General features: G+C 63.4%; 26 protein-coding genes. 10 read left to right on the plus strand and 16 right to left on the minus strand.

All coding sequences use genetic code 11. From position 1 onward, the window contains the following. The first annotated feature begins 3 nt into the window (after window positions 1-3). Window positions 4-780 carry an esterase family protein gene (locus GA829_RS11485; RefSeq protein ID WP_195178609.1) on the plus strand — a complete coding sequence of 259 codons (777 nt, stop codon included), beginning with the start codon at window positions 4-6 and terminating at the stop codon, window positions 778-780. A 62-nt stretch (window positions 781-842) separates the two neighbouring features. Here GA829_RS11485 and GA829_RS11490 read toward each other — a convergent pair whose 3' ends face one another. Continuing rightward, a complete protein-coding gene (locus GA829_RS11490; RefSeq protein WP_195178610.1) occupies window positions 843-2,378 on the minus strand; it encodes an MFS transporter in 1,536 nt (511 codons plus the stop codon). 181 nt (window positions 2,379-2,559) lie between these two features. Between GA829_RS11490 and GA829_RS11495 the strand changes: the two genes are divergently transcribed. Beyond that, window positions 2,560-3,447, plus strand: coding sequence for a LysR family transcriptional regulator (locus tag GA829_RS11495; RefSeq protein ID WP_195178611.1), 888 nt, complete (start codon window positions 2,560-2,562; stop codon window positions 3,445-3,447). Window positions 3,448-3,481: 34 nt separating this feature from the next. On the opposite strand, the gene GA829_RS11500 is transcribed toward GA829_RS11495, so the two are convergent. The 4 genes from GA829_RS11500 to GA829_RS11515 all read right to left on the minus strand — a co-directional run bounded on the left by GA829_RS11500 (window position 3,482) and on the right by GA829_RS11515 (window position 6,381). Further along, window positions 3,482-4,597 carry an AbrB family transcriptional regulator gene (locus tag GA829_RS11500; RefSeq protein ID WP_195178612.1) on the minus strand — a complete coding sequence of 372 codons (1,116 nt, stop codon included), beginning with the start codon at window positions 4,595-4,597 and terminating at the stop codon, window positions 3,482-3,484. A 70-nt stretch (window positions 4,598-4,667) separates the two neighbouring features. Further along, window positions 4,668-4,976, minus strand: a complete 309-nt coding sequence (locus GA829_RS11505) for a putative quinol monooxygenase (RefSeq protein ID WP_195178613.1) — start codon at window positions 4,974-4,976, stop codon at window positions 4,668-4,670. 99 nt (window positions 4,977-5,075) lie between these two features. Further along, the gene (locus GA829_RS11510) at window positions 5,076-5,858 is read right to left on the minus strand and encodes an SDR family NAD(P)-dependent oxidoreductase (protein ID WP_195178614.1); all 783 of its coding nucleotides are present in this window, start codon (window positions 5,856-5,858) and stop codon (window positions 5,076-5,078) included. Window positions 5,859-5,943: 85 nt separating this feature from the next. Beyond that, window positions 5,944-6,381 carry a DsrE family protein gene (locus GA829_RS11515; RefSeq protein WP_195178615.1) on the minus strand — a complete coding sequence of 146 codons (438 nt, stop codon included), beginning with the start codon at window positions 6,379-6,381 and terminating at the stop codon, window positions 5,944-5,946. 94 nt (window positions 6,382-6,475) lie between these two features. Between GA829_RS11515 and GA829_RS11520 the strand changes: the two genes are divergently transcribed. The 3 genes from GA829_RS11520 (at window position 6,476) to GA829_RS11530 (ending at window position 8,259) form a co-directional block, all read left to right on the plus strand. Then, window positions 6,476-7,564, plus strand: coding sequence for a hypothetical protein (locus GA829_RS11520; protein ID WP_195178616.1), 1,089 nt, complete (start codon window positions 6,476-6,478; stop codon window positions 7,562-7,564). 66 nt (window positions 7,565-7,630) lie between these two features. Then, on the plus strand, window positions 7,631-7,876 hold the full coding sequence (locus GA829_RS11525; RefSeq protein WP_195178617.1) for an antitoxin: 246 nt from the start codon (window positions 7,631-7,633) through the stop codon (window positions 7,874-7,876). Next, a complete protein-coding gene (locus tag GA829_RS11530; protein WP_195178618.1) occupies window positions 7,873-8,259 on the plus strand; it encodes a type II toxin-antitoxin system VapC family toxin in 387 nt (128 codons plus the stop codon). The genes GA829_RS11525 and GA829_RS11530 overlap by 4 nt, the downstream gene beginning before the upstream one ends. Before the next feature lie 3 nt (window positions 8,260-8,262). On the opposite strand, the gene GA829_RS11535 is transcribed toward GA829_RS11530, so the two are convergent. Beyond that, window positions 8,263-9,192 (minus strand): cation diffusion facilitator family transporter, encoded by a 930-nt coding sequence (locus tag GA829_RS11535; protein WP_195178619.1) that lies wholly within the window; start codon window positions 9,190-9,192, stop codon window positions 8,263-8,265. Between the two features lie 6 nt (window positions 9,193-9,198). Then, window positions 9,199-11,388 carry an anthranilate synthase gene (locus GA829_RS11540; RefSeq protein ID WP_195178620.1) on the minus strand — a complete coding sequence of 730 codons (2,190 nt, stop codon included), beginning with the start codon at window positions 11,386-11,388 and terminating at the stop codon, window positions 9,199-9,201. A 327-nt stretch (window positions 11,389-11,715) separates the two neighbouring features. On the opposite strand from GA829_RS11540, the gene GA829_RS11545 reads away from it, so the two are divergent. Beyond that, window positions 11,716-12,486 carry an isocitrate lyase/PEP mutase family protein gene (locus tag GA829_RS11545; RefSeq protein ID WP_195178621.1) on the plus strand — a complete coding sequence of 257 codons (771 nt, stop codon included), beginning with the start codon at window positions 11,716-11,718 and terminating at the stop codon, window positions 12,484-12,486. Window positions 12,487-12,533: 47 nt separating this feature from the next. Here GA829_RS11545 and GA829_RS11550 read toward each other — a convergent pair whose 3' ends face one another. The 5 genes from GA829_RS11550 to GA829_RS11570 form a co-directional block, all read right to left on the minus strand. Next, the gene (locus tag GA829_RS11550; protein ID WP_195178622.1) at window positions 12,534-13,346 is read right to left on the minus strand and encodes a class I SAM-dependent methyltransferase; all 813 of its coding nucleotides are present in this window, start codon (window positions 13,344-13,346) and stop codon (window positions 12,534-12,536) included. Between the two features lie 89 nt (window positions 13,347-13,435). After that, window positions 13,436-14,491 (minus strand): M14 family metallopeptidase, encoded by a 1,056-nt coding sequence (locus GA829_RS11555; RefSeq protein ID WP_195178623.1) that lies wholly within the window; start codon window positions 14,489-14,491, stop codon window positions 13,436-13,438. Between the two features lie 88 nt (window positions 14,492-14,579). Continuing rightward, the gene (locus GA829_RS11560) at window positions 14,580-15,749 is read right to left on the minus strand and encodes an MFS transporter (protein ID WP_195178624.1); all 1,170 of its coding nucleotides are present in this window, start codon (window positions 15,747-15,749) and stop codon (window positions 14,580-14,582) included. Window positions 15,750-15,923: 174 nt separating this feature from the next. Beyond that, complete coding sequence (locus GA829_RS11565; protein ID WP_195178625.1) at window positions 15,924-17,300, minus strand: FAD-containing oxidoreductase; 1,377 nt, start codon at window positions 17,298-17,300, stop codon at window positions 15,924-15,926. Beyond that, a complete protein-coding gene (locus tag GA829_RS11570; RefSeq protein ID WP_195178626.1) occupies window positions 17,297-17,758 on the minus strand; it encodes a DUF4126 domain-containing protein in 462 nt (153 codons plus the stop codon). Before GA829_RS11570 ends, GA829_RS11565 begins: the two co-directional genes overlap by 4 nt. A gap of 199 nt (window positions 17,759-17,957) precedes the next feature. Between GA829_RS11570 and GA829_RS11575 the strand changes: the two genes are divergently transcribed. After that, window positions 17,958-18,512, plus strand: a complete 555-nt coding sequence (locus tag GA829_RS11575) for a sugar O-acetyltransferase (RefSeq protein WP_195178627.1) — start codon at window positions 17,958-17,960, stop codon at window positions 18,510-18,512. 3 nt (window positions 18,513-18,515) lie between these two features. Here GA829_RS11575 and GA829_RS11580 read toward each other — a convergent pair whose 3' ends face one another. Then, complete coding sequence (locus tag GA829_RS11580; protein ID WP_195178628.1) at window positions 18,516-19,856, minus strand: ATP-binding protein; 1,341 nt, start codon at window positions 19,854-19,856, stop codon at window positions 18,516-18,518. Then, window positions 19,853-20,512 (minus strand): response regulator, encoded by a 660-nt coding sequence (locus tag GA829_RS11585; RefSeq protein WP_195178629.1) that lies wholly within the window; start codon window positions 20,510-20,512, stop codon window positions 19,853-19,855. The genes GA829_RS11580 and GA829_RS11585 overlap by 4 nt, the downstream gene beginning before the upstream one ends. 163 nt (window positions 20,513-20,675) lie before the next feature. Here GA829_RS11585 and GA829_RS11590 point away from each other — a divergent pair, with 163 nt between their 5' ends. Together GA829_RS11590 and GA829_RS11595 are read left to right on the plus strand one after the other, a co-directional pair. Continuing rightward, complete coding sequence (locus GA829_RS11590; RefSeq protein ID WP_195178630.1) at window positions 20,676-20,948, plus strand: PepSY domain-containing protein; 273 nt, start codon at window positions 20,676-20,678, stop codon at window positions 20,946-20,948. 5 nt (window positions 20,949-20,953) lie between these two features. Beyond that, window positions 20,954-21,514 (plus strand): cytochrome b/b6 domain-containing protein, encoded by a 561-nt coding sequence (locus GA829_RS11595; protein WP_195178631.1) that lies wholly within the window; start codon window positions 20,954-20,956, stop codon window positions 21,512-21,514. 50 nt (window positions 21,515-21,564) lie between these two features. Here GA829_RS11595 and GA829_RS11600 read toward each other — a convergent pair whose 3' ends face one another. Continuing rightward, a complete protein-coding gene (locus GA829_RS11600; protein WP_195178632.1) occupies window positions 21,565-22,533 on the minus strand; it encodes a helix-turn-helix domain-containing protein in 969 nt (322 codons plus the stop codon). A 127-nt stretch (window positions 22,534-22,660) separates the two neighbouring features. Here GA829_RS11600 and GA829_RS11605 point away from each other — a divergent pair, with 127 nt between their 5' ends. Next, the gene (locus GA829_RS11605; RefSeq protein WP_195178633.1) at window positions 22,661-23,305 is read left to right on the plus strand and encodes a cysteine hydrolase family protein; all 645 of its coding nucleotides are present in this window, start codon (window positions 22,661-22,663) and stop codon (window positions 23,303-23,305) included. 172 nt (window positions 23,306-23,477) lie between these two features. Here the strand turns inward: GA829_RS11605 and GA829_RS11610 are convergent, their stop codons facing one another. Continuing rightward, window positions 23,478-25,157: a formate--tetrahydrofolate ligase gene (locus GA829_RS11610; RefSeq protein WP_195178634.1), complete on the minus strand. Its 1,680-nt coding sequence runs from the start codon at window positions 25,155-25,157 to the stop codon at window positions 23,478-23,480. Between the last annotated feature and the right edge of the window lie 99 nt (window positions 25,158-25,256).

Raw genomic sequence — 25,256 nt, forward strand, 5'->3', positions numbered from 1 at the left:
GCGATGGACATTTCCTATCACAAGGGTTTCGCCCACAATCTCGGCCGTGACATGGAGTACAAGCGCTACGGCCATGCTGGCCGGCCCGTGGTGGTGTTCCCGACCTCGCAAGGGCGCTTCTACCAGTTCGAGGATTCCGGTGGGGTCGCGGCATTGGCCGAGTTCATCGATACCGGCCGCATCCAGTTGTTCGCCGTCGACGGCATCGATTCCGAGAGCTTCTTCAACAAGCACGCCGACGCCGCGCATCGCATTGCCCGCCATGAAGCCTATTTCCGCTATGTGCGGGAAGAAGCGCTGCCGGAATTCCTGGCCACGGCGTCGAACGCCAATGGCGGCCGCAACCTCAAGCCGCTGTTCTCAGGCTGCTCGATGGGCGGCTACCACTCATCGAATTTCGTCTTCCGTTTCCCCGAACTCGCTAGCGGCGTCATCGCGCTCTCAGGTGTCTACTCGGCCCGCGACTTCTTCGGCAAGGCGCTCGAGGGCGACATTTTCTACAATTCACCGCTCGACTATCTGCCAGGGATCGTCGACCCGAAGCTGCTTGCCCGGCTGAAGGCGTTGCGGATGATCTTCTGCTGCGGGCAGGGCGCCTGGGAAGAACGCATGCTGGTCGAGACGCGCAAGCTGGAGCAAATCCTGCGCGACAAGTCGATCCCCGCCTGGGTCGACTATTGGGGCGGCGACGTCAGCCACGACTGGCCGTGGTGGCACAAGCAACTGGTCTATTTCTTCGGCCGCTGGCTGGACGAAGATCTGATGCACAGGTTGGACTGAGCACTATCGATATTCAGGGGGCTGGCCCGCGAACGACCGCGATCGCCTTGGATCAGGCGGTGCTATCCCTCCTGGCAAGCCGTTCGCGCCTCGCCCTCATTTTCCTGCTCCGACCCGCGCCGCAGGCCGACAAAGACGACGATAGCAGTCAGGACAGTGACTGCCGCAAGCACGATCAGTAGCGTATCGAACGCCATCTCGTAGGAATGGACCAGCATCGCCTGGCCAACCTGCGGCAGGGTTTTCACGGCTGCGCCAAGGTCGCCGGTGACCAGCAACTGTGCGGTGGACGAAGCGGTTGAGGGAACGGCACCTTGAGCGCCAAGCTGCGCCGCGGTGAAGCCGGACAAGGCCGCGCTGACGATCGCCAAGGCAACGCCCTCGCCGGCGACACGCGTGGTGTTGAAAATGCCGACCGCCATGCCGGCGCGCTCCTTGGGCACGACGCTGACGGCCAGCCCGTCCATCAATCCCCAGGGCAGGCTGATGCCGATGCCGATCGCCAGCAGCGGCGCCACGATTGCCGGTTCGCCGGCCGGCACCTGGCTGAGCCAGACAAGGCCAGAAGCCGCAATCAGCAAGCCCACGCCGCAGATCGAAGCTGGCGTGATCCAGCGGGTTACAAGTCCTGCGAGCACGGGCAGGATCAACAGGGGGCCGGACAGGCAGATCATTAATTGTCCGGCCTCGATTTCGCTCATGCCTTCGATGCCAATGAAGCGGATTGGCAGTAGCACGAGCAACACGACGAACGCATAGGCGGGCGCCGCCGCCAGAAGCTGGACACCAACGAAGCGTGGGTAGCGGAACAGCGTGAGATCAAGCATTGGACGCCGTGCGCGCCGTTCGACCACGACGAAAGCGGCGAGGAAGAGCATCGCGGCGGCTAGCACCGCTATGACCAACGGATCCATCCAGCCGCGTTGCGGGGCACGGAGCACGCCATAGGTGAGTGCTGCCAGCGTTGCCGTGAAGGTGATGGTTCCTGGCCAGTCGACGCCTGCCGCATCGGGGTCGCGGGATTCCGAGAGGGAGCGCAGGCCGAGGAAGAAGGCCGAGGTCGCCAGCCCGATGATCAGCAGGAAGATGGCGCGCCAGCCGAAGGCGCCGATGAGCAGGCCGCAGGCGATCGGCCCGAATGCGAGGCCAATGCCGAAGCTGGTGCCGAGCAGGCTGAAGGCACGCAGGCGCAGCCGGCCCTCGAATTCCTGCGCCAGTGCTGACGCACCGCCGGAAAATGCCGCCGCACTGGCCAGGCCCTGTGCCGCCCTGAAGAGATCGAACCAGACAATGTCAGGGGCCAGGGTCGCGCCGATGGAGGCAAGCACGAAGGCGAATAGCCCGGCCAGGAATATGCGCTTGCGGCCATGGTTGTCGGCCAGCGCGCCGAGGGACATCAAGGTGGCGCCGAAGGTCAGCATGAAGGCGTTGGTCACCCAGTTGAGCTCGATCGGGCTGCCGCCCAGCTCGGCTGATATTCTCGACAGCGCGATGGCAGGCCCGGTGAAGGTCAAGGGCATTGTCATGGCTGCAAGGCACACCGACAGCACGACAAACCATCTCTGCTTCGAACCGGTGGTTCGAATCTTCGACGTCATGGATTTTTCCAGTTCTCAGGTTGGATTTGGGCAAGCGCCAAACACGTCCGGCGCCCACAGGATTGGGACGAGCCGCGCCGAGGCCGGCTCATGCCAATCAAGATAGACCCGCGGCTATCCGATCAAAATGGTGGTAAATCTCCGTTTATACCGGAATGAAACGCTTGAATGGATTGATGTCATGGACCGTCTTGGTGGCCTTCTGGCTTTTGCCCGCACCGCTGAACTCGGCAGCTTTGTCGCCGCCGGCCGGGTGCTCGGTCTCTCCGCTTCTGCTGTCGGCAAGAGCGTCGCCCGGCTCGAGCAGGAGGTTGGCGTGCGCCTGCTGCAGCGCAGCACGCGCCGTATCGGGCTGACGGAGGAAGGCAGCCTGTTCAACGAGCGGGTGCGGCGCATCCTCGACGATATCGACGATGCCGAGGCGATGCTGTCGCGGACGCGGGAGACGCCGCGTGGAAGGCTTCGCGTCTCGACGCCGATCGTCACCTATCACATGCTGCTGCCGGTGCTGCCCGACTTCATGGCCCGCTACCCTGAAATCGAGGTTGATATCGATTTCAACGACCACATTGTCGATGTCATCGAGGAAGGTGTCGATGTGGCGATCAGGAGCGGGGACCTGCCGGATTCACGGCTGGTGGCGCGGCCACTCGCACCGTTCCGGCTGCATCTGTGTGCCGCGCCTTCCTATCTCGCGCGGCACGGCATTCCCCAAACACCCCAAGATCTTGCCGGCCATCTCTCCATACGGTTTCGCTTTCCCAACAGCGGCAAGCTGCAGGGCTGGCCTCTGGTCGGGACCGATGTGGAGCCGCAAGTTCGCTCGGTGCTGACCTGCAACAATATGGAGGCCTTGAAGGGCGCCACGATCGGCGGCCTTGGCATCGGCTGCATGCCTGATTTCCTGGTGCGCGAGGCGCTTGCCGCTGGAAGTCTGCGAACGATTCTCGACGACCATGTCGACGGACGTGGGCAGTTTCGCATGCTGTGGCCGTCGAACCGTTATCTGGCGCCGAAGGTCCGCGTCTTCGTCGACTTCCTCGCCGAGCGGCTGGGAACTGGACATTAATGCTCGCCAAGGGCATTCAGCCAAAGCTCGCGCATCAGTCCTTCAGGCTTCTCGCCACCAGCCGCGCCACGCTTGGGCCAGCCAGAAGCACGATCAGGAAGCGTGCGGATTGCAGCGCCATGACGAAGGAAATGTCGACGTTGTGCGCGGCGGCGGCGATGATGGCGACGCTGTCCATGCCGCCGGGGCTGGTGGCGAGGTACGCGGTCAGCGGATCGATGCCGAGTAGATGGCTGATCATGAAGGCAAGGCCACAGCAAAAAGCAATCAGCGCCACGATCGAAGCGATGATCTGCGGCAGGGCACGTGTCGCGTGGCGCAGGATCGGCCGGGTGAAGTTCAGGCCGATCGACCAGCCGACCATCGCGTAGCTGACCGCCAGCAGCCATGGCGGCAACTGCATCTCCACGCCGAGGCCCAGATGGATCGCCGTGCCGAAGATGAAGGTACCGAGAAAGAAGGGCGAGGGCAGCTTGATGAGTTTGCCGAACAGGCCGCCGACGAGTGCGATACCGATCGTGGCGGCGAGGACCAGCGGCTCGATCGGCGGGAACCAGATGATGGTGGGCATTTCGACGCCCGATGTGTCGACCCAGAACTTGGCTACCAATGCCGCCGTCATCGAGACGAAGATGACGCGCAGATATTGCATGAAGGCGACGAGGCGCTGGTCAGCGCCGAAAGCGCCGGCCATCAGCACCATGGCGGTGGCCGCACCCGGCGAGGAGCCCCAGACGGCGGTGGTGCCTGGCAGGATGCGCCAGCGGCTGATCAGCCAGCCGAGCAGGCTGGAAGCCGTCACTGTCGCTACCACAACACCGAGGAACAGCGGCCATTCGGCATAGAAAACCCGAAAGATGTCGGCCGAGATCGAAGCGGCGACAAGACAGCCGACGATCGCCTGTGCGGCGGCGAACAGCACACGCGGCACGCGCACGGTGGCGCCATTGGTGCCGGCGACGATGGCCGCAAGCATCGGCCCGATCAGCAGTGCCGCCGGCAGGGCTGCGAGTTCCAGCGCTCCGGCAAACAGGGCCGAGACGATGATGATTGCCAGCCATTGCCAGAGCTTGCGCATCCGCGCCATGCGCTCGGCAACGGGCTCGGATGGGACCTGTTCAGGTAGAGGCTGTTCGGCCGAGGAATCCATGTTTCGGTCTTAGACCCCAAGCGGGACGATGCGAACCCGGGCCTGTCGGAAAAGCGGGCTGTCGCGCGCCTCAGCCAGTCTTGGCATCAGGCAGGCCGAAGCCGCCGGCGGGGTGGGTCTCGACCTGGAATTCAAAGCCAGCAATGAACGGCCGCGCCTTGGCGATCGCGGTCTGGACTTCCGGGAGTTGCAGCGAGGCCTTGTGGCTTTCGGCATCGGTCCACACTTCGGTGACCCAGATCGCATCGGCATCCGCCGGATCGCGGGCGATGATATAGCTCAGACAGCCCGGCATGGCACCGGTCGAGGTGATCAGCACATCCATGATCGCGTCGCGCTGGCCGCGCGTCGCACGCATCTTGCCGATCAGTCCGTACATGCCTTCATCTCCCTTTGAAGTCTTGGACAGGTTGAAGTCTTGGATAGGTTGAGGTCTTGGATAGATTGAAGTCTTGGGCAAGAGTATGCCGGTCGCCGGTCACGGCATCAACTGGCCACCATTCACCTCGATCACCTGGCCGGTAATGTAACCGCTCAGGAGATCCGAGGAGAGGAACAGATAGGCGCCGACGCAGTCATCCGCCGTGCCGGCGCGGCCCTGGGGAATGGTGGCGACCATGCCTTTCATCTGCTCGTCGTTCGAATAGCGTTCGTGGAAAGGCGTGAGGATGGTGCCCGGCGCCACCGCGTTGACGCGGATGCCGAAGCCGATCAATTCCTTGGCCATGCCACGCGTCACGTTGGAGACGAAGGCCTTGGCCGACCCATAGAGGCCGGCGCCACCGCCAGCACCATTGCGCGCGGCGATCGACGAGGTGTTGACAATGAAGCCGCCCTGTTTCTTCAGCCATGGGATCGCCTTGCGCGAGGCGGTCAGCACCGAGCGGGCGTTGAGATCCATCACCGCGTCGTAATGCGCCTCGGTCTGCTCGGCATAGGGCACGCGGCCAAGCATGCCGCCGGCATTGTTCACCAGGCCGTCGAGCCGGCCGAAATGCCTGGCGCTGTCCTCGACGACGCGCTCGACATCGGCGGCAACGGAAAAGTCCCCCTGCGTCAGGAAAACGTCGCCGCCATTCCCGGCGATGGTCTTGGCGAGTTTCTCTGCAGCCTCGCGGCTCGAATTGTAATGGAGCGCTACGCGGGATTTCTGCGCGGCATAGGCCAGTGCGAGCGCTGCTCCGATGCCGGTTGATGCGCCGGTGACCAGCACTGCCTTGCCGGCAAGATCGGGTATGCTAAGGGCGGTCGTGGCTGGCACTGTTGTCCTCCGGGATTCTTGTCGGCCCCTTGTGGACCCTTGCCACCCTTGCATTCAGCCCTCGGGCATTCAAGCCCATGCGCCGTCAAGGCCTTAGATAGGCGTAGCCCTGGCTTTGCAGTTCGGCGAGTTTGACGACGCCACCTTTTTCGGCGGCGTGGAAACCTTCGAGCAGGTCGGTCAGCCCGATATCCATGCCTTGCATCGTGTTGGCGCAGGCGTGCGGATCGAGCCCCTGCTGCACCAGGCCGGCGAAGCGGCCGGAGACGGCCGCCGATATGCCTTTCGACTTGAAGCCGGCGAGGGCAGGGCCGTGCACGACCAGGACGATGTCGACATTGCCGCCGGTGCCCTCGTAGTGGTTCTTGATGTTGCCGAGCACGAAATTGATCTTGTCGAGATCGCTGAGATGATAGGCGACCTTCAGCCGTGCGGACTGTGTGGTCGCGGCCTCTGCGGCGCGCAGGCCGAAGAGCGTTCCGGTCCCGGCCAGGACCGCGCGGAACATGTCTCGCCGGCGCATCGCATCCCTCCTCGCTCTCACCGCATTTGCGTGGTTCACGCCGCAATAGTAGCATAAACTGACGTTACGTCCTGTCGATGCGAGGAGAGGTCACATGACGTTTGGGAACGGACTGGCAGCTACCGGTCTTGCGGCGGTTTTGCTTGGCTTGCTGGCTGGAACGGCCATTGCCGATGATGCACTCAAGCTTACCGAACTCAGCCCGAACGGTGCCGATGCCTGTTTCGGCCGCGTCTATGACGCCGCCCATCTCAAGGCGCATCCCAAGCAGAAGGTGGCGCGGATATTTTTCTACTACGGCCATGATCCGGTTAGTCATCCAAATGAGGAGCCGACGCCTTCCGACACATCTTACAATGGCTTTCTCACAACCACTCTGCGTGGCGCCAAGGCGCCGCAATGGGCTGGCGGCTGGTGCAATCACGAGTCCGAGGACGGCAAATCAGGCCCGATCCATTGCGGTATGGACTGCGACCGCACCATGGCTTCGCTGAAGGTCGACGACAAAGGCCGGCTGATCGTTTCCGATGTGCAGTCCGACCTCTATCTCGACGCCGGTTCGGAAGAAGAACTCGGCACGGCGGAATATGACCGGCAGGCACTCGGCAAGGAAGATGACAATTTTCGACTCGACCCCATGCCCGCCGCAACCTGCAAGGCGGAGTTCGCGCGCATCGATCCGATCGATCCGGCGCTTGGGGATCCACTGCGCGTGCGGCTGAAGCCAGATCAGCCGTTCTGCTTTGGCCGCGACTATGATGCGTCACACCTGGCCTCACACCCCAACCAGCTGACGCAGTCGATCCGGGTGTTCCGCGGACCGGTGGAACTTGCGTCCTTCGCCTCGGGCGGCGAGGCCGCCAACTGGCCGGATGGCGCCGATATTGCCGTGGCCGTCACCACGAGGCTGAAATCGGGCAAGGTGACGCAGACCTATTCCTGCCAGGGCGAGGCCGACCAATGGCGCTGCGCCGCCAGTTCGAAGATGAGCAATTTCTCCTGCGACATCGCGCAGAAGGAAGTCTTCCTCAAGCGCGGCGCAAACGGCACGATGATGCTGGCCAATCCCAACAGCAGCGTGGCGATCGTAGATCTGTGCTCGAAGGCGGCCGACGGCAAGACGAGGTCCGACGATAAAGTCTACCGGCTGGAAGCCATGCCGCAATCGGCCTGCGCGCCGTAAGCGCTCATCTTGTCTGTCGCGGCAGTGTGGTATATATCTTTGCTATATCTCATCGAGGATAGAGTGATGGAAAAAGCAAAGGTGTTCTGGTCGGGCCGTTCGCAGGCGGTACGTTTGCCCAAGGAATTCCGTTTCGAAACCGACGAGGTCTCGATTCGCCGTCACGGAAAAACTGTCATTCTGGAGCCGCTGGCCCAGGATTGGGCATGGCTCGACCAGCTCGCCGGACCGGTCGACGACGATTTTGTCGAAGCTGTCCTGGAGCAACCAGCTGAACAGGTGCGGCCGGCCCTCGACGACGTTTTCAAGTGATTTATCTGCTCGATACCAACGCCGTCATCGCAGTTATGAAACGCGACGCGGATTTGCTGGGATGGCTCAAACGAGGCGGGCCACAGGACCACGCGCTTTCGGCAATCGTCGTGCACGAACTCTACTATGGGGCGTACAAGAGCCAACAACAGGACGGCAATCTGTTGCGGATAGAAGCGCTGCAGTTTCAGGTACTTGAGTTCGACCGGGAAGATGCAAGGCATGCCGGCGAAATTCGGGCGCTGCTCGCAGCCTCTGGCACTCCCATCGGCCCCTATGATGCTTTGATCGGCGGGCAGGCCCGCGCCAGAGGCTTGACCCTTGTGACCCGCAATGTCCGAGAATTCGAGCGGATCAAGGATCTCGCGATTGAAACGTGGTGAGGCTCAAGCGAAGGGCACCGCTGTCGTGCCCTTGGGGAGTTTCGCCTCGTCCTCGGGCTCGACATGGATGATGACGCGCACCGAAGGGATTTCCGCCTGCAGCGCGTCCTCGATGCGGTCGCAGATGACGTGGCTGGCGCCGACCGACATGTCGGCGTCGACGACCAGGTGGAACTCGATGAAGGTGGCGCGGCCGGCGATGCGCGTCTTCAGGTCGTGCACTTCCAACGCACCCTTGCAATTGGCCGAGATGATGTCGCGGATGCGCATATGCTCCTGCGTGTCGACGGCGCGGTCCATCAGCCCATTCATCGACGAACCGATAACGTGCCAGCCCTGCCACAGGATGTTCAGCGCCACGATCACCGCCAATGCCGGGTCGAGGATCTGCCAGCCGGTCAGGATCGCGCCGACCAGGCCGCCGAAGACACCGATCGAGGTGACCACGTCGGTCATGATGTGATTGCCGTCGGCGACCAGCGCCGGTGATTTCTCGGCGCGGCCGGCGCGGATCAGCGTCCAGGCCCAGAAGGCATTGATCACGGTGGCGACGCCGTTGATGGCAAGGCCTTCCCAGGGCTGCTCAAGCGGCGAGGGCGTCTGCCAGGACCGCCAGACCTCGTTGAGGATCAAAAGTGCCGCAAGCACGATCAGCACGCCTTCCAGCACGGCCGAGAAATACTCGGCCTTGTGGTGGCCGAAAGGATGATCCTGGTCGGCTGGTTTGTAACTGACCTGGATCGCCCAGAAGGCGGCCATCGAGGCAATGACGTTGACGATCGATTCCAGCGCGTCCGAATAGAGTGCGACCGACCCGGTGACATACCAGGCGGCAAGCTTCAGGCCGAGCACGACGAACGCGATCACGATCGACCAGAAGGCGAGCGCGGCGATCTTCTTCTTGGCGGCGGCTTTGGGCGCGATGACTGTCATTGCGGGCTAAGCTGCCTTTTCCTTGGCCTTGCGCGGCAGATGCGCGACGATGTTCTCGATGATGCGCATGCCGGCATTGTGGCCCAGCGTCATAATCGATTCCGGGTGGAACTGTACTGCCGCGATCGGCTCCTTGCGGTGCTCGAAAGCCATGATGACACCGTCTTCCGTCTCTGCCGTGACAATGAAATCATCGGGCAGCCGCACCGGATCGGCGAAGATCGAGTGGTAACGGCCGACTGTGACTTCCTTGGGCAGGCCGGAGAAGATGATGCCGGGCTTCGAGACGCGGATGCGCGACGGCTTGCCGTGCATCGGCACGTGCAATTGCCGCAGCTCGCCGCCATAGGCTTCGGCCAGCGCCTGCAGGCCGAGACAGACGCCGAAGATCGGCAGGTCGCGGGCGCGCGCCTTCTTGATGGTCGCGGCGCAGTCGAAATCCTTCGGCGTACCGGGTCCGGGCGACAGCACGACGAGGTCGGGCTTCAACCGGTCGAAGACCTCTTCCGGGACCGGCGTGCGCACGGTGGAAACGTTGGCGCCAGTCTGACGAAAATAATTGGCCAGCGTGTGAACGAAACTGTCCTCGTGGTCGACCAGAAGGATGTTGACGCCGTCGCCGACGCGCGCGGTGGTGCGCTCGGTGCTGGCGGAATTGCCTGTCTTGGCGTCGCGGATGGCGGAGAGCATGGCGGATGCCTTCAGTTCGGTTTCGGCTTCTTCTTCCTCGGGAATGCTGTCGAAGAGCAATGTGGCGCCGGCGCGCACCTCGGCGATGCCATCCTTGATGCGGATGGTGCGAAGGGTGAGGCCGGTGTTCATGTCGCCGTTGAAATTGACCATGCCGATCGCCCCGCCATACCAGGCGCGGGGGCTCTTCTCGTTCTGCTCGATGAAGCGCATGGCCCAGAGTTTCGGCGCGCCGGTGACGGTGACAGCCCAGGCGTGCGAGAGGAAGGCGTCGAAGGCGTCCATGCCTTCGCGCAACCGGCCCTCGATATGGTCGACGGTGTGGATCAGGCGCGAATACATCTCGATCTGGCGGCGGCCGATGACACGCACGGAGCCCGGTTCACAGACACGCGACTTGTCGTTGCGGTCGACGTCCGAGCACATGGTGAGTTCGGACTCGTCTTTCTTCGAGTTGAGCAGCTTCAGGATCTGTTCGCTGTCCGAAATCGCGTCGTCGCCGCGCTTGATGGTGCCCGAGATCGGGCAGGTCTCGACGCGGCGGCCATTGACGCGCACGAACATTTCGGGCGAAGCGCCGATCAGATATTCGCCTTCACCGAGGTTGATGAAGAAGGAATAGGGCGACGGGTTGATCGACTTCAGCTTGCGCGAAATCTCGGATGGCTGCGTCTCGCAGCGCTCGTAGAACATCTGGCCGGGCACGACCTCGAACAGGTCGCCGCGCTTGAAACTGTCCATCGCCTTGCGCACCAGATTGGCGTATTCGCCTGGCTCATGGTCGCCGCGCGGCGGGATGCGGTCGGCGGTCTTGAACGGCTCGGCGACCTCGTCGCGCGTCAGGCCTTCGGTCGAAAAACCCTCGCCGGCATAGTCGTAGCGGTCGGTCCAGGCCTTGGCCGAATAGTGGTCGACGACGAGGATTTCGTCGGGCAGGAACAGCACCAGGTCGCGCTGGCTTTCCTTGCGCACGAGCGTGTGTTCGACCGGATCGAACTGGAAGGCGAGGTCGTAGCCGAAGGCGCCATAGAGGCCGAGATTGGCATCTTCCGCCGTCTTGAACAGCGCGGTGATGGCGCGCAAAACGGTAAAGACCGAGGGAACGCGGCTGCGCTCCTCCTCGGTGAAGACGCGGCCCGGCTTGGCGACATCAAGGAGGATCAGCTTTTTCGAGGTCTCGGTGACCGTCACCTCGGTGAGGTCCGCGAGCGTCTTGCCGATGACCGGCAACAGCACTTCGCCACGGCTGTTCAGCGCCTCGATGCGCATGGCGCGGCCGCGTGCCGAGATCGCCAGCGGCGGGTCGATGATGGCGGTATCCCAGCGCGTGTAGCGGCCGGGATATTCGTAGTTTGAGGAGAACACCGCGCCACGGCGTGAATTCAGCCCGTCGATATAGCTGTCGATCGCGCCCTCATAGGGCCGGTCATGGCGCTCGCGGGTGATGGAAATGCCACCCTCGGTTACAAAGCGCTCGGCCCCGTTTTCCAGAACAGTCATTGTCATTGCCGTCTCCACCGCATTGTCAGTCTCTTGGGGCAACCGACCCGGGATTGGCTTGAAAAAACAAATGGCCGCCCGGACATTCCGTTGCGGCCACCTTCTATTTTCACGCGCACGCGTTCGAACAGGCCGCTGTCAGCAGGCCCACCACCAAATGGTCTTGATCGAACGCATGTTCATGGCGAAATCCATAGCCGCGAATAAAAGGATGCGCAACAGGTTTAGAAAAGCTCCGTGGCGTGGCTGTCGTTTCCGCACAGGCTGCCCCATCGCCAAAGCCAGGGCCACACTCTAGACAAGGTGACCGGCTGAGACACAGGAAGGCAAGACATGACCGAGCAAGTCGACCGCGCACGCGCATTCCACGCCCTGCACGTGAAGGGAAATCCTGTCGTCCTTTACAATGCCTGGGATCCAGGCTCGGCCAAGATCGTGGAGAAGGCAGGGGCCAAGGCCATAGCGACCGGAAGCTGGCCGGTGGCGGCGGCTTTTGGCTTCGCCGATGGCGAGAAGATCCCGCTTGAGCTCGCGCTCGAAAACATCAAGCGCATCGTCGCGGCGGTCGATCTGCCGGTGACCATGGATCTCGAGGGCGCCTATGGCGTCGATCCGGAAATCGTCGCGCGCACGGTGACGCTGGCCTTGCGTGCCGGCGCCATCGGTTTCAATTTCGAGGATCAGATCGTCGGCGGCAGCGGCCTGCATGACATTGACGTGCAAGTGAAGCGTATCGAAGCGGCGGCCAGCGCCGTCAAGGCCTCCGGCATCCCGGCTTTCATCAACGCCCGGACCGACATCTTCCTCAAGGCCAAGCCGGATGCGCATGATGACGTGCTGCTCGACCAGGCCATCGAGCGCGCCGAGGCTTACGAGAAGGCCGGCGCGAGCGGTCTCTTCGCACCGGGTCTCGGTGACGAGGGCCTGATCGAGACGCTGTGCAAGTCGACGAAGCTGCCGGTCAATATCATTGCGCTGGCGCATGTGCCGCCGCGCCAGCGCCTCGCGGAACTCGGTGTTTCCAGGATCAGTCATGGTCCCGTGCCGTACCGGCAGATGGCCGAATGGCTGGAAGCCAAGGCGCGTCAGGCGATTTCAGGTTAGAGCCCGTTCCATCCCGCGAAATCGGGATGGAGCTCCATCCGCTGGGTCTAGGCCACGGCCGTGATCACGTGCGCCTGGATCTTTGCAGCAATCTCGCCGCTGCCATGTTTCTGCGCAATCACGGACGCCGCGTAGTCGGTTGCAGCCTCCAGTTTTGCCGCATCCCGGGCCACGATTTCGCTGCGAAGAACGGTGCCTTGGCAATAGGCCACGGCTGGAATGCGCGGCGAGGATGCGCGGCTCTGCTCGGCTCTCGTGTCGATCACCACCTGCGAGAAACCCGCGTCCTCCAACTGGCCGCGGATCAGCGCCGTATCGTAATAGCCGTGTGGTGTGCGTGCCAGGAAGCGTGGCGGATCGTTCGGAAAAACCTTCGCGAGAGCATTTGTTACGTCATCCGCGAAAACGTTCTCCTCGATGCGATCCCATACGCTGAACAGGAAGTGTCCACCGGGCTTCAGGACCCGCCTTGCTTCGCGGTAGCCAGCTGTGCGGTCGGGAAAGAACATCGCGCCGAACTGGCAACAAACGAGATCAAAGGCCGCATTTTCAAACGGCAGGGCCAGGGCATCCGCCTGGCGCCATTGGATGCGGCTGTCGTGAGGCTGCCGTGATGCGGCGTAGTCGATCATGGGCTGGTTGAGGTCGGTTACGATATAGGTTGCGTCCCTGCCCAGTCTTGGTGCCAGGGCGCGGGTGACAACGCCGCTGCCGGCGGCGGTTTCCAAAACGGCGCTCGGCGACAAGGCTGCCGCCCGCTGTGCCATATCGGCGGCGTAGGCCTCGAAAATCAACGGCACCATGTAGCGGTCGTAGTTTTCCGGAATCGATCCGGCGAATAGCTTGTCGGTTTCCAACATCGCATCACCCGGCCCAGTTGGTTGCGCGCAAGACTAGCACAAATTACCTGGGTTGGGTCGTTCGCGACCGTTCGGCGCGCAGGCGCTGGTCAATCCTCCAGCGTTCCTGACCTGGCATCGCCGCTCTTCCTGTCGCCGACCAGTTTGAGCAGGTCTTCGCCCGTGCGGATGATGCGGCGGGAGCGTCGCGTCAGGATGATGCCGGCCTGCGGGGCGAACACTTCCGTGCGGCCGCCGGCTTCGCCTGGCGTGTGGACGATGGTTGCGAGCCGCGCCCCCTTGGCGACACGGTCGCCGGGCTTGACGTCGTAAAGGACAGCACCGGCGCGGGGCGACGGCATCATGTCGATGTTTTCGAGTGGTGCCACAATACCCTTGAATGGACCGGGCGCGGGCAGGGCCGTATCGGTGACCACGCCACGCGCTACCAGCAGGCGGTAGAGCCCTTCGGCATCCGAGGCGGCATAATCACCTTCGACATCGAGCATGCCACGATATTCAACCGTGGTGGCAACGCGCCGGTCAAGCTTTGCCATAGTGGCGGGAACGTTCTGATAGGGCATGATCGAGGCACCTTCAAAAGTGCCGTCGGTGTCTTCGCTCCACAAGAGCACCCCATCGACGCCCATGGCGGCGGCGCAATCGGCCATGGCCGGCCACAGGCTGGTGTGGACGTAGAGATAGGCCAGGCCTTCATCGTCGCAATGCAGGTCGAGCACGATGTCGTGGCCGAGCGAAAGCTCCAGCAGGCGCGTCTTCAGCCGCTGGTCGGGCGTGCCATGCGTGGTGTCCGGCAACAGCGCGGTATCCGGCGCGGCAAGCAGCGGAAAGGCGCGGTTGAAGTTGGTGCGGGTGCCGAGATGGAAGCGGCCCAGATGCTCACCGAAATGATACTGGGCGCGGCCAATGGGATTGGCCCAGGGCACGATGGTGATGTCGCCCTTGATGCGTCCTTCGGCCTCGGCCTTGTTCAGCATCGGCATCAGCGCATCGATGGCGACGACACCAGGCAGTTCGCCGGCGTGGAGTGCCGCCTGAAGATAGGCTGAAGGGGCCGCCTTGACGGCTCCGGCAAAGCGGAACACTGGAAATTCGTAGGAGACGCCCTCGCTGTCGCCGGTGACGCGTTCGATCGATTTCTGCATGACATCCTCCATCAAGAGCGCGTGACATGCCCATTTGATGGTGTCGATGTCGATTGGTCCAGCCCACCGCGCTATGGGCGCAAGGAGGTTACTCGGCCGCGGCCTGAAGCGCTACAGGGCGATCCAAGGCTTGCGACATCACGGCGACGACAACAGCCAGCAGCGCCAATCCCGCGCCGACCAGCGGCAGGTTGGCATAGGAGACACCCCAGGAGAGCGCCAGTCCACCAATCCAGGCGCCGCCGGCGTTGCCGACGTTGAATGCGCCTTGGTTCAGCGTCGCGGCAAGGTTCGGTCCTTCTGACGCCGCCTCGACGACACGGATCTGCAGTGGCGGCACGACGACGAAGAGCAGCAGGCCCCACAGGAAGACGATGCCGATGGCGATGCCCGGCCTTGCGCCGAACTGCGTGAAGAAGAAGAACAGCACGACCATCATCAGCAGCGTGCCGATGACGGTCGGCATCAGCTTCCAGTCGGCGAGCCTGCCGCCGATGATGTTGCCGATGGTCATGCCGGCGCCGAACAGCAGCAGCACCCAGGTGACAGCCGCGGTGGAGAGGCCCGACACGTCGGTAAGATACGGCTTGATATAGGTGAAGACGGCAAACAGGCTGGCCGAGGTCAGCGCCGCGATCAGCATGGCGAGCCACACCTGCAGCTTGCCGAGCACGCGGACTTCGGCGCGCAGGCCGCCGCCGCTCGGCTGGGCGACGCCCGACGGCACCAGCCAGACAATGGCCGCGACCGAGATCAGGCCAATGCCGACGACGGCCAGGAATGTCGCGCGCCAGCCGAAGGCTTCGCCCAATGCCGTTCCGGCGGGCACGCCAAGAATGTTGGCCAGCGTCAGCCCGGCGAACATCAGGGCGATGGCGCTGGCGCGCTTGTTGCGCGGCACCAGGCTGGCGGCGACGACCGAACCGATGCCGAAGAAGGCGCCGTGGCCAAAAGCGGTGAAGACGCGCGCGGCCATCAGCGTCCAGTAATTGGGCGCGATGGCGCAAAACAGATTGCCGACAACGAACAGCGCTGCGAGCCCGACCAGCACCGGTTTGCGCGGCAGGCGCGCCGTGGCGATGGCGACAATCGGCGCGCCGAACACCACACCCAGGGCATAGCCAGTGACCAGCAGCCCGGCCGCCGGGATCGAAACGCCAAGATCGGCGGCAACCTCGGGCAGCAGGCCCATGATGACGAATTCGGTGGTGCCAATGCAGAAGGACGCGATGGCAAGCGCTAGGATCGGCAATGGCATGGGGCGTCCAGACTGAATCGGTTCAAAGCTGAGACTGCGCGAGGAAATGCCGTATCGACAAGCGCCATTGCTGCAATGCAGCAATGCAGAAAACGAGGAGCGGACGAGAAGCGCTGGCAGCTGCGCGCGCGACTGCCAGCGCTCGGCTGAGATCGAGCGCCCTTTTTGGCGAGGTTACACCAGCGGCTTCAGCTCCTGGGCGATGGTCGGCAGCAGTTCCGAGACCGTCGGATGAATATGCACGGCGCGGGCCAGCGTATCGACCGGCGCCTTGGCGTACATCAGGTCGAGCACGCAATGCACCGCCTCGTCGCCGCCAGGGCCAAGCACAGAGCAGCCGAGGATTTCCCTGGTGTCCGCATCGACCAGGATTTTCATGAACCCTTGCGTCTCGCCCTTCTCGACGGCGCGGCCGACACGGGTCATCGGCCTCTGGCCGACCAGCGCGCGGCGGCCGGATTTCTTCACCGCCGCCTCTGTCATGCCGCAACGGCCGAGCGGTGGATCGATATAGAGCGCGTAGGCCTCGATCCGGTCGCTGACCTTGCGCGGATCATCGTCGAGCAGATTGGCGGCGACGATCTCGTAGTCATTGTAGGACGTGTGGGTGAAGGCGCCCTCGCCGTTGCAGTCGCCCATTGCCCAGATGCCGGGTACCGTCGTGCGCAGCTGGTCGTCGACGCTGACGAAGCCGCGCCTGTCGACCTCGACACCGGCCTTGTCCAAGCCGAGATCATCGGTGTTGGGCATCCGCCCCAGGGCCAGCAGCACATGCGAGCCGACGGCTGGCGCCTTGCCGGCGGAGAAGGTCACCGCAATGTCCTTGCCTTGCCTGGCGAAGGCAATGTCGTCGGCGCCGACATGGATGGCGATGCCTTCGTTTTCGAGAATGGATTTTATGGCGTCGGAGACGTCCTCGTCCTCGCGGCCGGTGAGGCGCGGGCTCTTCTCGATAACGGTGACTTCCGAGCCGAAGCGGCGAAACATCTGCGCGAATTCGAGCGAGATGTAGCTGCCGCCAACGACGATCAAATGGCGCGGCAGCACGTCGAGATCCATCATCGAGGAGTTGGTCAGGAAATCGATGTCGTGGATGCCCGGCAGGTCGGGCACCGAGGCGCGGCCACCGGTGTTGAGGAAGATCTTTTCCGCCGTCAGAAGCTCGTCGCCGACGAGCACGGTGTTGGCGGATTCGAAGCGCGCGTGGCCGCGATAGAGCGTGCAGCCTTTCATGCCGGCGATCCACGCCTCCAGATTGCCACGGGCATCGTTCGTGACCTTGTCCTTGCGCGCCTTGATCCTGCTGTAGTCGACCCCGACGGGGCCCGAAAACGTCACGCCATAGTCAGCGGCGCGGCGCGCCAGATGGGCGGCATAAGCGCTGGCGACCATGGTCTTGGTCGGCATGCAGCCGGTGTTGACGCAGGTGCCGCCAACCAGCTTGCGCTCGATCAGCGCCACGCTCATGCCGGCGGCTGTCAGCCGCCCGGCCAACGGCGATCCCGCCTGGCCGGCGCCGATGATGATGGCGTCGAAGACCTTCGCCGTCATACCACCGCAGCCACGATCAGCAGGCCGCCGATGATCGCCACCGCGTCCTCGATGAAGGCTGCCGGCGGATCCTTGCCGAAGGCCGCCGCCAGCCGGCCACGCACTTCGGCGCCGCCGAGCGTGCCGATGACAGCGCCAATCGCACCAGCGATGAGGCCGCCGATGGTGGCCCCCCCGGTGGCTCCGATCACGGCACCGGTGAAGGCGCCCATGATGATGCGGGCGCCGAATTGCTGCGGCACCTTGCGGCTCGGCGTCGAGGGCAACTGGTCGGTGACCAGTTCGACGATGGCCAGGATGGTGAAGATGCCGACGGCGGCCCAATGGCTCATGAAACTGGCCCAGGTGCCGGCGACCGGCAGCCAGCCGAGATAAGCGCCCCAGGCAATCGCGGCCGGCGCCGTCATGGCGCGCAGACCGGCGATGACGCCGATCAGAAGTGCGAGAATATACAGCATGGTTGGTCCCCTCAAAGCCTGGGCTGGGAGAGCCCCGCTGAAGGGAAGCTAGCACAGGCCCGGCTTTTCACCAGCGTGTGCTGTCAAGAATCGGAATGGATTTTCGCACTCGTTGTTTGTCAGGCCCGGCCTTCGCGGTGGCACTTTTCGGTTCATTGCATTTATGCTTTGGCAAAGACAGTCAAACGGAGGCACGGCCATGGCTGAAAGCGAGCGCGCGAAGATGGCGGCCGGTGAATGGTACACGTGCCTGGATGACGAGTTGGAGGCGCTGCGCGTGACGGCGCGCGACGCGCTGTTCGAGCACAACACGCTGCCGCCGCGACAGCGCGGCAATCTTGGGCCGGCGCTGAAAGCGCTGCTCGGCGGAGCAGGCGAGGGCGCCCGGATCGAAGCGCCGTTCCATTGTGCCTATGGCTTCAACATATTTCTGGGCGAGGGGACTTTCCTCAACGCCGGCTGCACGATCCTCGACACCGCACCGGTGCGCATCGGCACGGCAACGCTGCTCGGCCCCAACGTGCAGATCTACTGCGCCGAGCATCACCGGGATGCCGTTGGCCGAAAGGCGGGACTCGAAATCGCCAAGCCGGTCGAGATCGGCGATAACGCCTGGATCGGCGGCAGCGCCATCATTCTGGGCGGCGTCAGGATCGGTGACGGCGCCATCGTCGGCGCTGGCGCGGTGGTGACGCGTGACGTGCCCGCAAACGCCACCGTGGTGGGTAATCCCGCTAGGCCGATAGCGCGCTGATCCTCAAGCCCGGGGAAACCGGATCACTGCTTCGAACCCATCCTGCCGGCCCGATGCCGGTGAGTTCATTACAAGCGTTGCGTCGGTTTGCTGTAGAATCCTGCTGACGATCGCCAGCCCGAGGCCCGATCCTTCGGCGCGAGTCACGCCGCGCTCAAAGCGCCTGACCAAGCCATTCAAGGACGAGGCTGAAACGATCGGACCTTCGTTCATCACGCTGAGCGTGGCGTCGTCGCCGACGCGTATGATGACCGGCCCGGCCTCGGCGCCGTGCCGCAAGGCGTTTTCAATGAGGTTGCGCAAGACAATGGCCAGCGCATCCGTGTCGATTGCCGCATGCGGCTCGCCTTTCGTCTGCAGTTCAAGGTGGATGCGGCCACGGCTTTCGTCGTGCTGTTCAAAATCCGTGATGACCAGTGCTGCAACGGCAGCGAGGTCGACCGGTTTGCCGCCGACCGCCATGCCGGCATCGGCGCGCGCAAGCTGCATCAGTTTTTCGGACAGCCGGGCGAGATCGGACAAGGCCGTCTTGATCTGGCGAGGCCGCTTCCTTGCAGCCTCGTCCGGCGCCTCGGCTATCAAGCGCTCGGTCTGAGCCAGTGCGCCGGCAATCGGCGTGCGCAACTCATGGGCCGCGTTGGCGGTGAATTCCTTTTCGGCATCGAGCGCCATGTGCAGGCGCCGCATCAGGCTGTTGACGGATTTGGCAATGGTGGCAAGTTCCGAGGGGAGTTGCTCGGTGGGGATGGGTACGAGATTGTCGCCGTGACGGGCGCTGATCTCGCCGCGCAGTGCCGCGATCGGCCGGAGGAAATGCGTCAGGGTGAACCAGGCGATGATGGCACTCAATGGCGTCAGCACCACCATCGGCACCAGGAAGCCGATGGCGGCTTCGAAAGTCTCCTCGTCACGCCGGGTCTCAAGCTCGGCGACCTGAACGAAAACCGTGCCGCTGACCGCTGGTTCGGTGTAGATGCGCCACCCTGCCTGCTCAAAGAATCCTTGCGTCAGCCCGGCGGTGAGCGGCTCCGCCGGCGCGTCGTAAGAGTGAATGAGCACACGGCCGCCCCCGTCACGCACCTGGAAGATCAACCGTCCGCCTTCATCGTCGGAAACCGCCTCCGCCAGCCTGCGCGGAGCCTGTGGTGTTTCGTGCTCGAAGAGATCGTCGATGACAAGCGGCAGCAGCCGGCGCGCCGCTTCCTGCATCGAGTTGTCCATCGCTTCATTGATTTCGCGATGCAGGGTGATGCTACCGGCGGCGGCCGCAACCAACCCGAACACGACGGTGACAAGAATCAGTGACGCGACCAGGCGGCCGGCGAGGCTGTGGAACAGTTTCATCGGGACGCCAGGCGGTAGCCCAGTCCTCTTATGGTGGTAATCGCCTCGCGTCCGATCTTGCGGCGCAGCCGGCTGATATACACCTCGACGGTGTTGCTCTCGATCTCGGCACCGAAGGCGTAGAGCGCGTCCTCGATCTGACCTTTGCCGACGGTGGCGCCTGGCCGGCCAAGGAACTGCTCCAGAACAGCCCATTCGCGCGCGGTCAGCATCGTCTCCTTGCCGCCGACCAAAACACGGCGGCGGGCCTGGTCGATTTCGATTGGCCCAAGCCGGATCAGAGGATTCGGATTTCCGGCGTAGCGGCGCGCGACCGCGGCGAGGCGGGCCGACAATTCACCCAGATCGAACGGCTTGACCAGATAGTCGTCGGCGCCGGAGTTCAGCCCCTCGATACGGTCGGACAACTGGTCACGGGCGGTCAGGATGATCACCGGCGTATCCTTGCCTTGCTGGCGAAACGCTTTCAGGAAATCGAGGCCCCTGCCGTCGGGAAGGTGCAGATCGAGCAGGAGGAGTTCATAGGACACCACATCGAGATGGTCGCGAGCGCCAGCAAGCGTCTTGCTCCAGTCCACGGCATGGCTGTCGGCGGCAACGTGATCGCGCACGGCCTCGCCCAGCACATCATCGTCCTCGATCAGCAGAACCCGCACGTCACCCCCGCGCTCGATACATGTGCTCCCCATATGGCCGGAGTCTGACACTAGCCTGAACAGAGGCGGACCGCGACATTCGGGTGGCATCGGCACCATTCAGGCTGCTGTCAGGTTTGCTGGTCAGGTTCGGCGACATCGGATCAACCGATGGAGACATGCCATGAAGAAGATCATTCTCGCCACTTTCCTGCTCACCGGCGGCTTCGCCGGCTCGGCCTTTGCCGCCGATAAATGCGATGTGCCGGCCGACCAGTGGCAGCCGCGCGAAGCCCTGCAGAAGAAGCTGGAAGGCGAGGGCTGGAAGGTCCGCAGCATCAAGAGCGAAAACGGCTGCTACGAGGCCAAGGCGATCGACGCCAAGGGCAAGAAGCTCGAAGCCGTCTTCAACCCCAAGACGCTCGAGACCGTTGGCGCTGATTCCGACGACGGTTGATCGCCATGGACGCCACCGTTTCGACAGGGAAATCCCTGGTCAAGGTCTGGAGCCCTTACATCCGCCTGTTCCATTGGTTGCTGGTGCTGTGCGTGGCGGTGGCGTGGCTGTCCTCGGGCGAGATCATGAAGGTGCACGAACTGGCCGGTTATAGCGCCGGCATATTGATCGCCTCGCGGCTGATCGCCGGGCTCCTGGGATCGCGATACGCCCGGTTTCGACAGTTCGTGCGCGGTCCGGGCGCGGTGACCGAATATCTTGCCGATGTCGCGCATCGTCGCGAACGGCGCTATCTCGGTCACAATCCTGCCGGCGGCGCCATGGTGCTGGCGTTGCTGTGTTGCGTGGCCGGAATTGCGCTGACAGGCTGGATGCAGACAACCGATGCCTATTGGGGTGTGGCCTGGGTCGAGGACACGCACAAGATCCTGGGCAACGGCATCCTGGTGCTCATCGGACTGCATGTCGGCGGCGTGCTGCTGGCAAGTCTGCGCCACCACGAGAACCTTGTTCGCGCGATGGTTACGGGCCGAAAGCGGGCGCCGTCGCGGGACGATATTGCCTGACTGGCCTGCGACCTGATTTGAAGGACGTCGCATCGATGCGGCGTCCTTCCTCAGGCCAAGCTCACGCCTTTCGAAAACTCGCGCCGGTATTGGGCAGGCGACGTCCTGATCCGCGCGGCGAAATGCTGGCGGAGCGACGTGGCGCTGCCGAAGCCGGCTTCGAAGGCCACAACGTCCATCGACTTGTCCGTCGCCTCCAGCAGCCTCTGTGCCAGTTCGACGCGCTGGTCTGTGAGCCAGTCGCCGAAGCTGGTGCCGATCGAGTTCTGGAACCGGCGGGTAAAGGTCCGCCGGGTCAGGCCGGCGGCATCGGCGACGCGGTCGAGACTGTGCGCTTCACCAAGTGACGCGCGCACCGTATCGAGCGCCTGCGTGAAACGGTCCGTGCTGGCCGTCTTCGCCACTGGCCGCTCGATGAACTGCGCCTGCCCGCCCTGCCGATGCGGCGAAAGGACGATGTGCCGGGCCAGCCGAAGTGCTGCTTCCGCGCCATAGCGGCCACGCACGATGTGGAGGCAGCAGTCGAGCCCGGCGGCCACGCCGGCTGATGTGACGATGTCGCCATTGTCGATGTAGAGCACTTCGGCATCCACGGTAATGTCGGGATGAAGCGCCTGCAGCCGGTCGGCATAGGCCCAGTGTGTTGCCGCACGGCGGCCCGCAAGCAGCCCTGCGGCGGCAATGGCGAAGGTGCCGAGGCACAGGCCGACAATCAACGCGCCGTTGCGGTGGGCTCGTTGCAGCGCCTCCACCAGCGCCGCCGGCACCGGCGCTTCCAGGTCTGTCCAGCTTGGCACGATAACGATGTCAGCCTCCTCGAAACCATCGAGCCCGTACGGCGCGGCCACGGTCAGGCCCGCGTCGGTGTGGACCGGCCCGGTCTCGATCGCGCAGATGCGCAAGTCGAACCGCGGCAGGCCGAGCGGCGTTCGGTCTGTGCCGAACACCAGGCATGGCACCGAGAGATGGAACGGACTTATGGTGTCGAAAGCGAGGACGGCAACGATCGGATCGGCCATTGGAGGCTCCAGGGACTGAAAAATGGTTTGTCCCAATTCTTTCGAATGATGTCAATCAGGACACTTTCGACAATTTGGCGGCGCGCCTATTTTCACCCCATCGCATCCAAGCCGGAAGGAAAACACCATGTCTGACCCCGTCAACACCACACCGCGCCGCGCGCTCATCGTCATCGATGTCCAGAACGATTATGACGGCGGCAACCTCGCCATTCAGCACCCGCCTTTCCGCGACAGTGTCGTCAATGTCGCGCGTGCCATGGACGCCGCTGCCGCTGCCGGCATCAAGGTCGTGGTCATCAAGCAACTGGCGCCCGAGACGGCACCGGTCTTCGCCAAGGGCAGCCACGGCGCCGAACTGCATCCCGAGATCGCCCGGCGTAAGCGCGACCACTATGTCGAAAAGACAATGCCTTCCGCCTTTACCGGCACCGACCTCGAGGCATGGCTGCGCGCCAACGCCATCGATACGATCGCTGTCGTCGGCTACATGACGCATAATTGCGATCTGTCGACCGTCATCCACGCTGTCCATATGGGCTTTGCGGTCGAGTTCTTGTCCGATGCTTCAGGCTCTCTGCCCTATGCCAACAGCGCCGGCTATGCCTCGGCGGAGGAGATTCACCGTGTGATCACCGTCATCTTTCAGTCGCGCTTCGCCGCTGTGCTCAAGACGGCCGACTGGGTCGACGGCCTGAAGACCGGCACGTTACCGGAGCGCGACACGATCGTCGCCTCCAACCAGCGGGCGCTGGCGCGCAACGCCGCATAAACATCAGCTCGAAATAAAAAAGGGCGCCGCAGCGATGCGGCGCCCTTTTTTCAATTGGCGACCATGGATCCTAGAGCGGTTCGGCGTTTGATAGAATCGCTGACCCGCTCTAAGTCTCTGTTTTTACGCAATTCCGGACGGAAAACCGCTGCGCACTTTTCCTGGAATTGCTCTAGAACAGGCCTTCGATCTGGCCCATTTCGTTGAGGAATATCTTTTCCGACGACGGCTTGCTCGGCAGACCCGGCATGGTCATGACCTCGCCGCAGATGATGACGACGAAACCGGCGCCGGCCGACAGCCTGACCTCACGCACCGGCACGGTGTGGCCGGTCGGCGCGCCGCGTAGGTTCGGATCGGTCGAGAACGAGTACTGCGTCTTGGCCATGCAGACCGGGAGGTGGCCGTAGCCGGCATCTTCCCAGGCCTTGAGCTGGTCGCGCACCGACTTGTCGGCGATCGCTTCCGAGCCGCGATAGATGCGCTGGACGATGGTGTTGATCTTTTCGAACAGCGGCATGGAGTCGGGATAGAGCGGTGCGAACTGTGAGGCGCCGGATTCAGCCAGCGCCACCACCTTGTTGGCGAGTTCCTCAATACCGGCGGAGCCGTGGGCCCAGTGCTTGCACAGGATCGCCTCTTCGCCCATCGAGGCGACATAGTCCTTCATTGCCTGGATCTCGGCGTCGGTGTCGGAATAGAAGTGGTTGATGGCAACCACCGCTGGCACGCCGAACTGGCGGATGTTCTCGATGTGGCGGCCAAGGTTGGCGCAGCCCTTCTTGACGGCCTCGACATTTTCCTTGCCGAGGTCTTCCTTCTTGACGCCGCCATTCATCTTCATGGCGCGCACGGTGGCGACGATGACGGTGGCGGCAGGCTTCAACCCGGCCTTGCGGCACTTGATGTCGAAGAATTTCTCGGCGCCGAGATCAGCACCGAAGCCGGCTTCGGTAACGACATAGTCGGCCAGTTTCAGCGCCGTCGTGGTGGCGACGACCGAGTTGCAGCCATGGGCGATGTTGGCGAACGGACCGCCATGCACGAAGGCCGGGTTGTTCTCCAGCGTCTGCACGAGGTTTGGCTGCATGGCGTCCTTCAGCAGCACCGCCATGGCGCCGTCCGCCTTGAGGTCGCGGGCATAGACCGGCGACTTGTCGCGGCGGTAAGCGACGATGATGTCGCCGAGGCGCTTTTCCAGATCCTTCAGGTCGGTGGACAGGCACAGGATCGCCATGACTTCCGAGGCGACGGTGATGTCGAAGCCAGCCTCGCGCGGATAACCGTTGGCGACACCGCCGAGCGAGCAGATGATCTCGCGCAATGCACGGTCGTTCATGTCCATGACACGGCGCCAGGCGACGCGGCGGGTGTCGATGCCGAGCTCGTTGCCCCAGTAGATGTGGTTGTCGATCAGCGCCGACAGGAGGTTATGCGCCGTGGTGATGGCGTGGAAGTCGCCGGTGAAGTGGAGGTTCATGTCCTCCATCGGCACGACCTGCGCGTAACCGCCGCCGGCGGCGCCGCCCTTGACGCCGAAATTCGGGCCAAGCGAGGCTTCGCGGATGCAGACGATCGCCTTTTTGCCGATACGGTTCAGGCCGTCGCCGAGGCCGACCGTGGTTGTCGTCTTGCCTTCGCCGGCCGGGGTCGGGTTGATGGCGGTGACGAGGATCAGCTTGCCGTCCTTGTTGGACTTTACCGACTTGATGAACTCGGCGGAAACCTTCGCCTTGTCATGGCCGTAGGGCAGCAGGTGTTCGGTGGGGATGCCAATCTTCTGGCCGATCTCCTGGATCTGCTTTTTCTTGGCGCCGCGCGCGATCTCGATGTCGGACTTCACTTCGGCCATGACGGCTTTCCTCTGGATTGGACGGTGGAGGGGACGGGTTTGATCTCACTCGCATGCATGTTGGCAACGGGCGCGGGGCCATGTTCTAACCCTGTCGCT

Origin of the sequence: Mesorhizobium sp. INR15 (assembly GCF_015500075.1) — a bacterium.
Lineage (GTDB): Bacteria > Pseudomonadota > Alphaproteobacteria > Rhizobiales > Rhizobiaceae > Mesorhizobium.

Coding starts and splice junctions, on each gene's coding strand:
- GA829_RS11505 (WP_195178613.1), bottom strand. CDS start 4,976: ATGTACGGACTGATCGGCAAGATGCGTGCGACGCGCGGCCAGCGCGAC.
- GA829_RS11485 (WP_195178609.1), top strand. CDS start 4: ATGGACATTTCCTATCACAAGGGTTTCGCCCACAATCTCGGCCGTGAC.
- GA829_RS11610 (WP_195178634.1), bottom strand. CDS start 25,157: ATGGCCGAAGTGAAGTCCGACATCGAGATCGCGCGCGGCGCCAAGAAA.
- GA829_RS11495 (WP_195178611.1), top strand. CDS start 2,560: ATGGACCGTCTTGGTGGCCTTCTGGCTTTTGCCCGCACCGCTGAACTC.
- GA829_RS11515 (WP_195178615.1), bottom strand. CDS start 6,381: ATGCGCCGGCGAGACATGTTCCGCGCGGTCCTGGCCGGGACCGGAACG.
- GA829_RS11545 (WP_195178621.1), top strand. CDS start 11,716: ATGACCGAGCAAGTCGACCGCGCACGCGCATTCCACGCCCTGCACGTG.
- GA829_RS11595 (WP_195178631.1), top strand. CDS start 20,954: ATGGACGCCACCGTTTCGACAGGGAAATCCCTGGTCAAGGTCTGGAGC.
- GA829_RS11550 (WP_195178622.1), bottom strand. CDS start 13,346: ATGTTGGAAACCGACAAGCTATTCGCCGGATCGATTCCGGAAAACTAC.
- GA829_RS11570 (WP_195178626.1), bottom strand. CDS start 17,758: ATGCTGTATATTCTCGCACTTCTGATCGGCGTCATCGCCGGTCTGCGC.
- GA829_RS11520 (WP_195178616.1), top strand. CDS start 6,476: ATGACGTTTGGGAACGGACTGGCAGCTACCGGTCTTGCGGCGGTTTTG.
- GA829_RS11605 (WP_195178633.1), top strand. CDS start 22,661: ATGTCTGACCCCGTCAACACCACACCGCGCCGCGCGCTCATCGTCATC.
- GA829_RS11560 (WP_195178624.1), bottom strand. CDS start 15,749: ATGCCATTGCCGATCCTAGCGCTTGCCATCGCGTCCTTCTGCATTGGC.
- GA829_RS11555 (WP_195178623.1), bottom strand. CDS start 14,491: ATGCAGAAATCGATCGAACGCGTCACCGGCGACAGCGAGGGCGTCTCC.
- GA829_RS11590 (WP_195178630.1), top strand. CDS start 20,676: ATGAAGAAGATCATTCTCGCCACTTTCCTGCTCACCGGCGGCTTCGCC.
- GA829_RS11540 (WP_195178620.1), bottom strand. CDS start 11,388: ATGACAATGACTGTTCTGGAAAACGGGGCCGAGCGCTTTGTAACCGAG.
- GA829_RS11565 (WP_195178625.1), bottom strand. CDS start 17,300: ATGACGGCGAAGGTCTTCGACGCCATCATCATCGGCGCCGGCCAGGCG.
- GA829_RS11490 (WP_195178610.1), bottom strand. CDS start 2,378: ATGACGTCGAAGATTCGAACCACCGGTTCGAAGCAGAGATGGTTTGTC.
- GA829_RS11535 (WP_195178619.1), bottom strand. CDS start 9,192: ATGACAGTCATCGCGCCCAAAGCCGCCGCCAAGAAGAAGATCGCCGCG.
- GA829_RS11575 (WP_195178627.1), top strand. CDS start 17,958: ATGGCTGAAAGCGAGCGCGCGAAGATGGCGGCCGGTGAATGGTACACG.
- GA829_RS11500 (WP_195178612.1), bottom strand. CDS start 4,597: ATGGATTCCTCGGCCGAACAGCCTCTACCTGAACAGGTCCCATCCGAG.
- GA829_RS11525 (WP_195178617.1), top strand. CDS start 7,631: ATGGAAAAAGCAAAGGTGTTCTGGTCGGGCCGTTCGCAGGCGGTACGT.
- GA829_RS11580 (WP_195178628.1), bottom strand. CDS start 19,856: ATGAAACTGTTCCACAGCCTCGCCGGCCGCCTGGTCGCGTCACTGATT.
- GA829_RS11600 (WP_195178632.1), bottom strand. CDS start 22,533: ATGGCCGATCCGATCGTTGCCGTCCTCGCTTTCGACACCATAAGTCCG.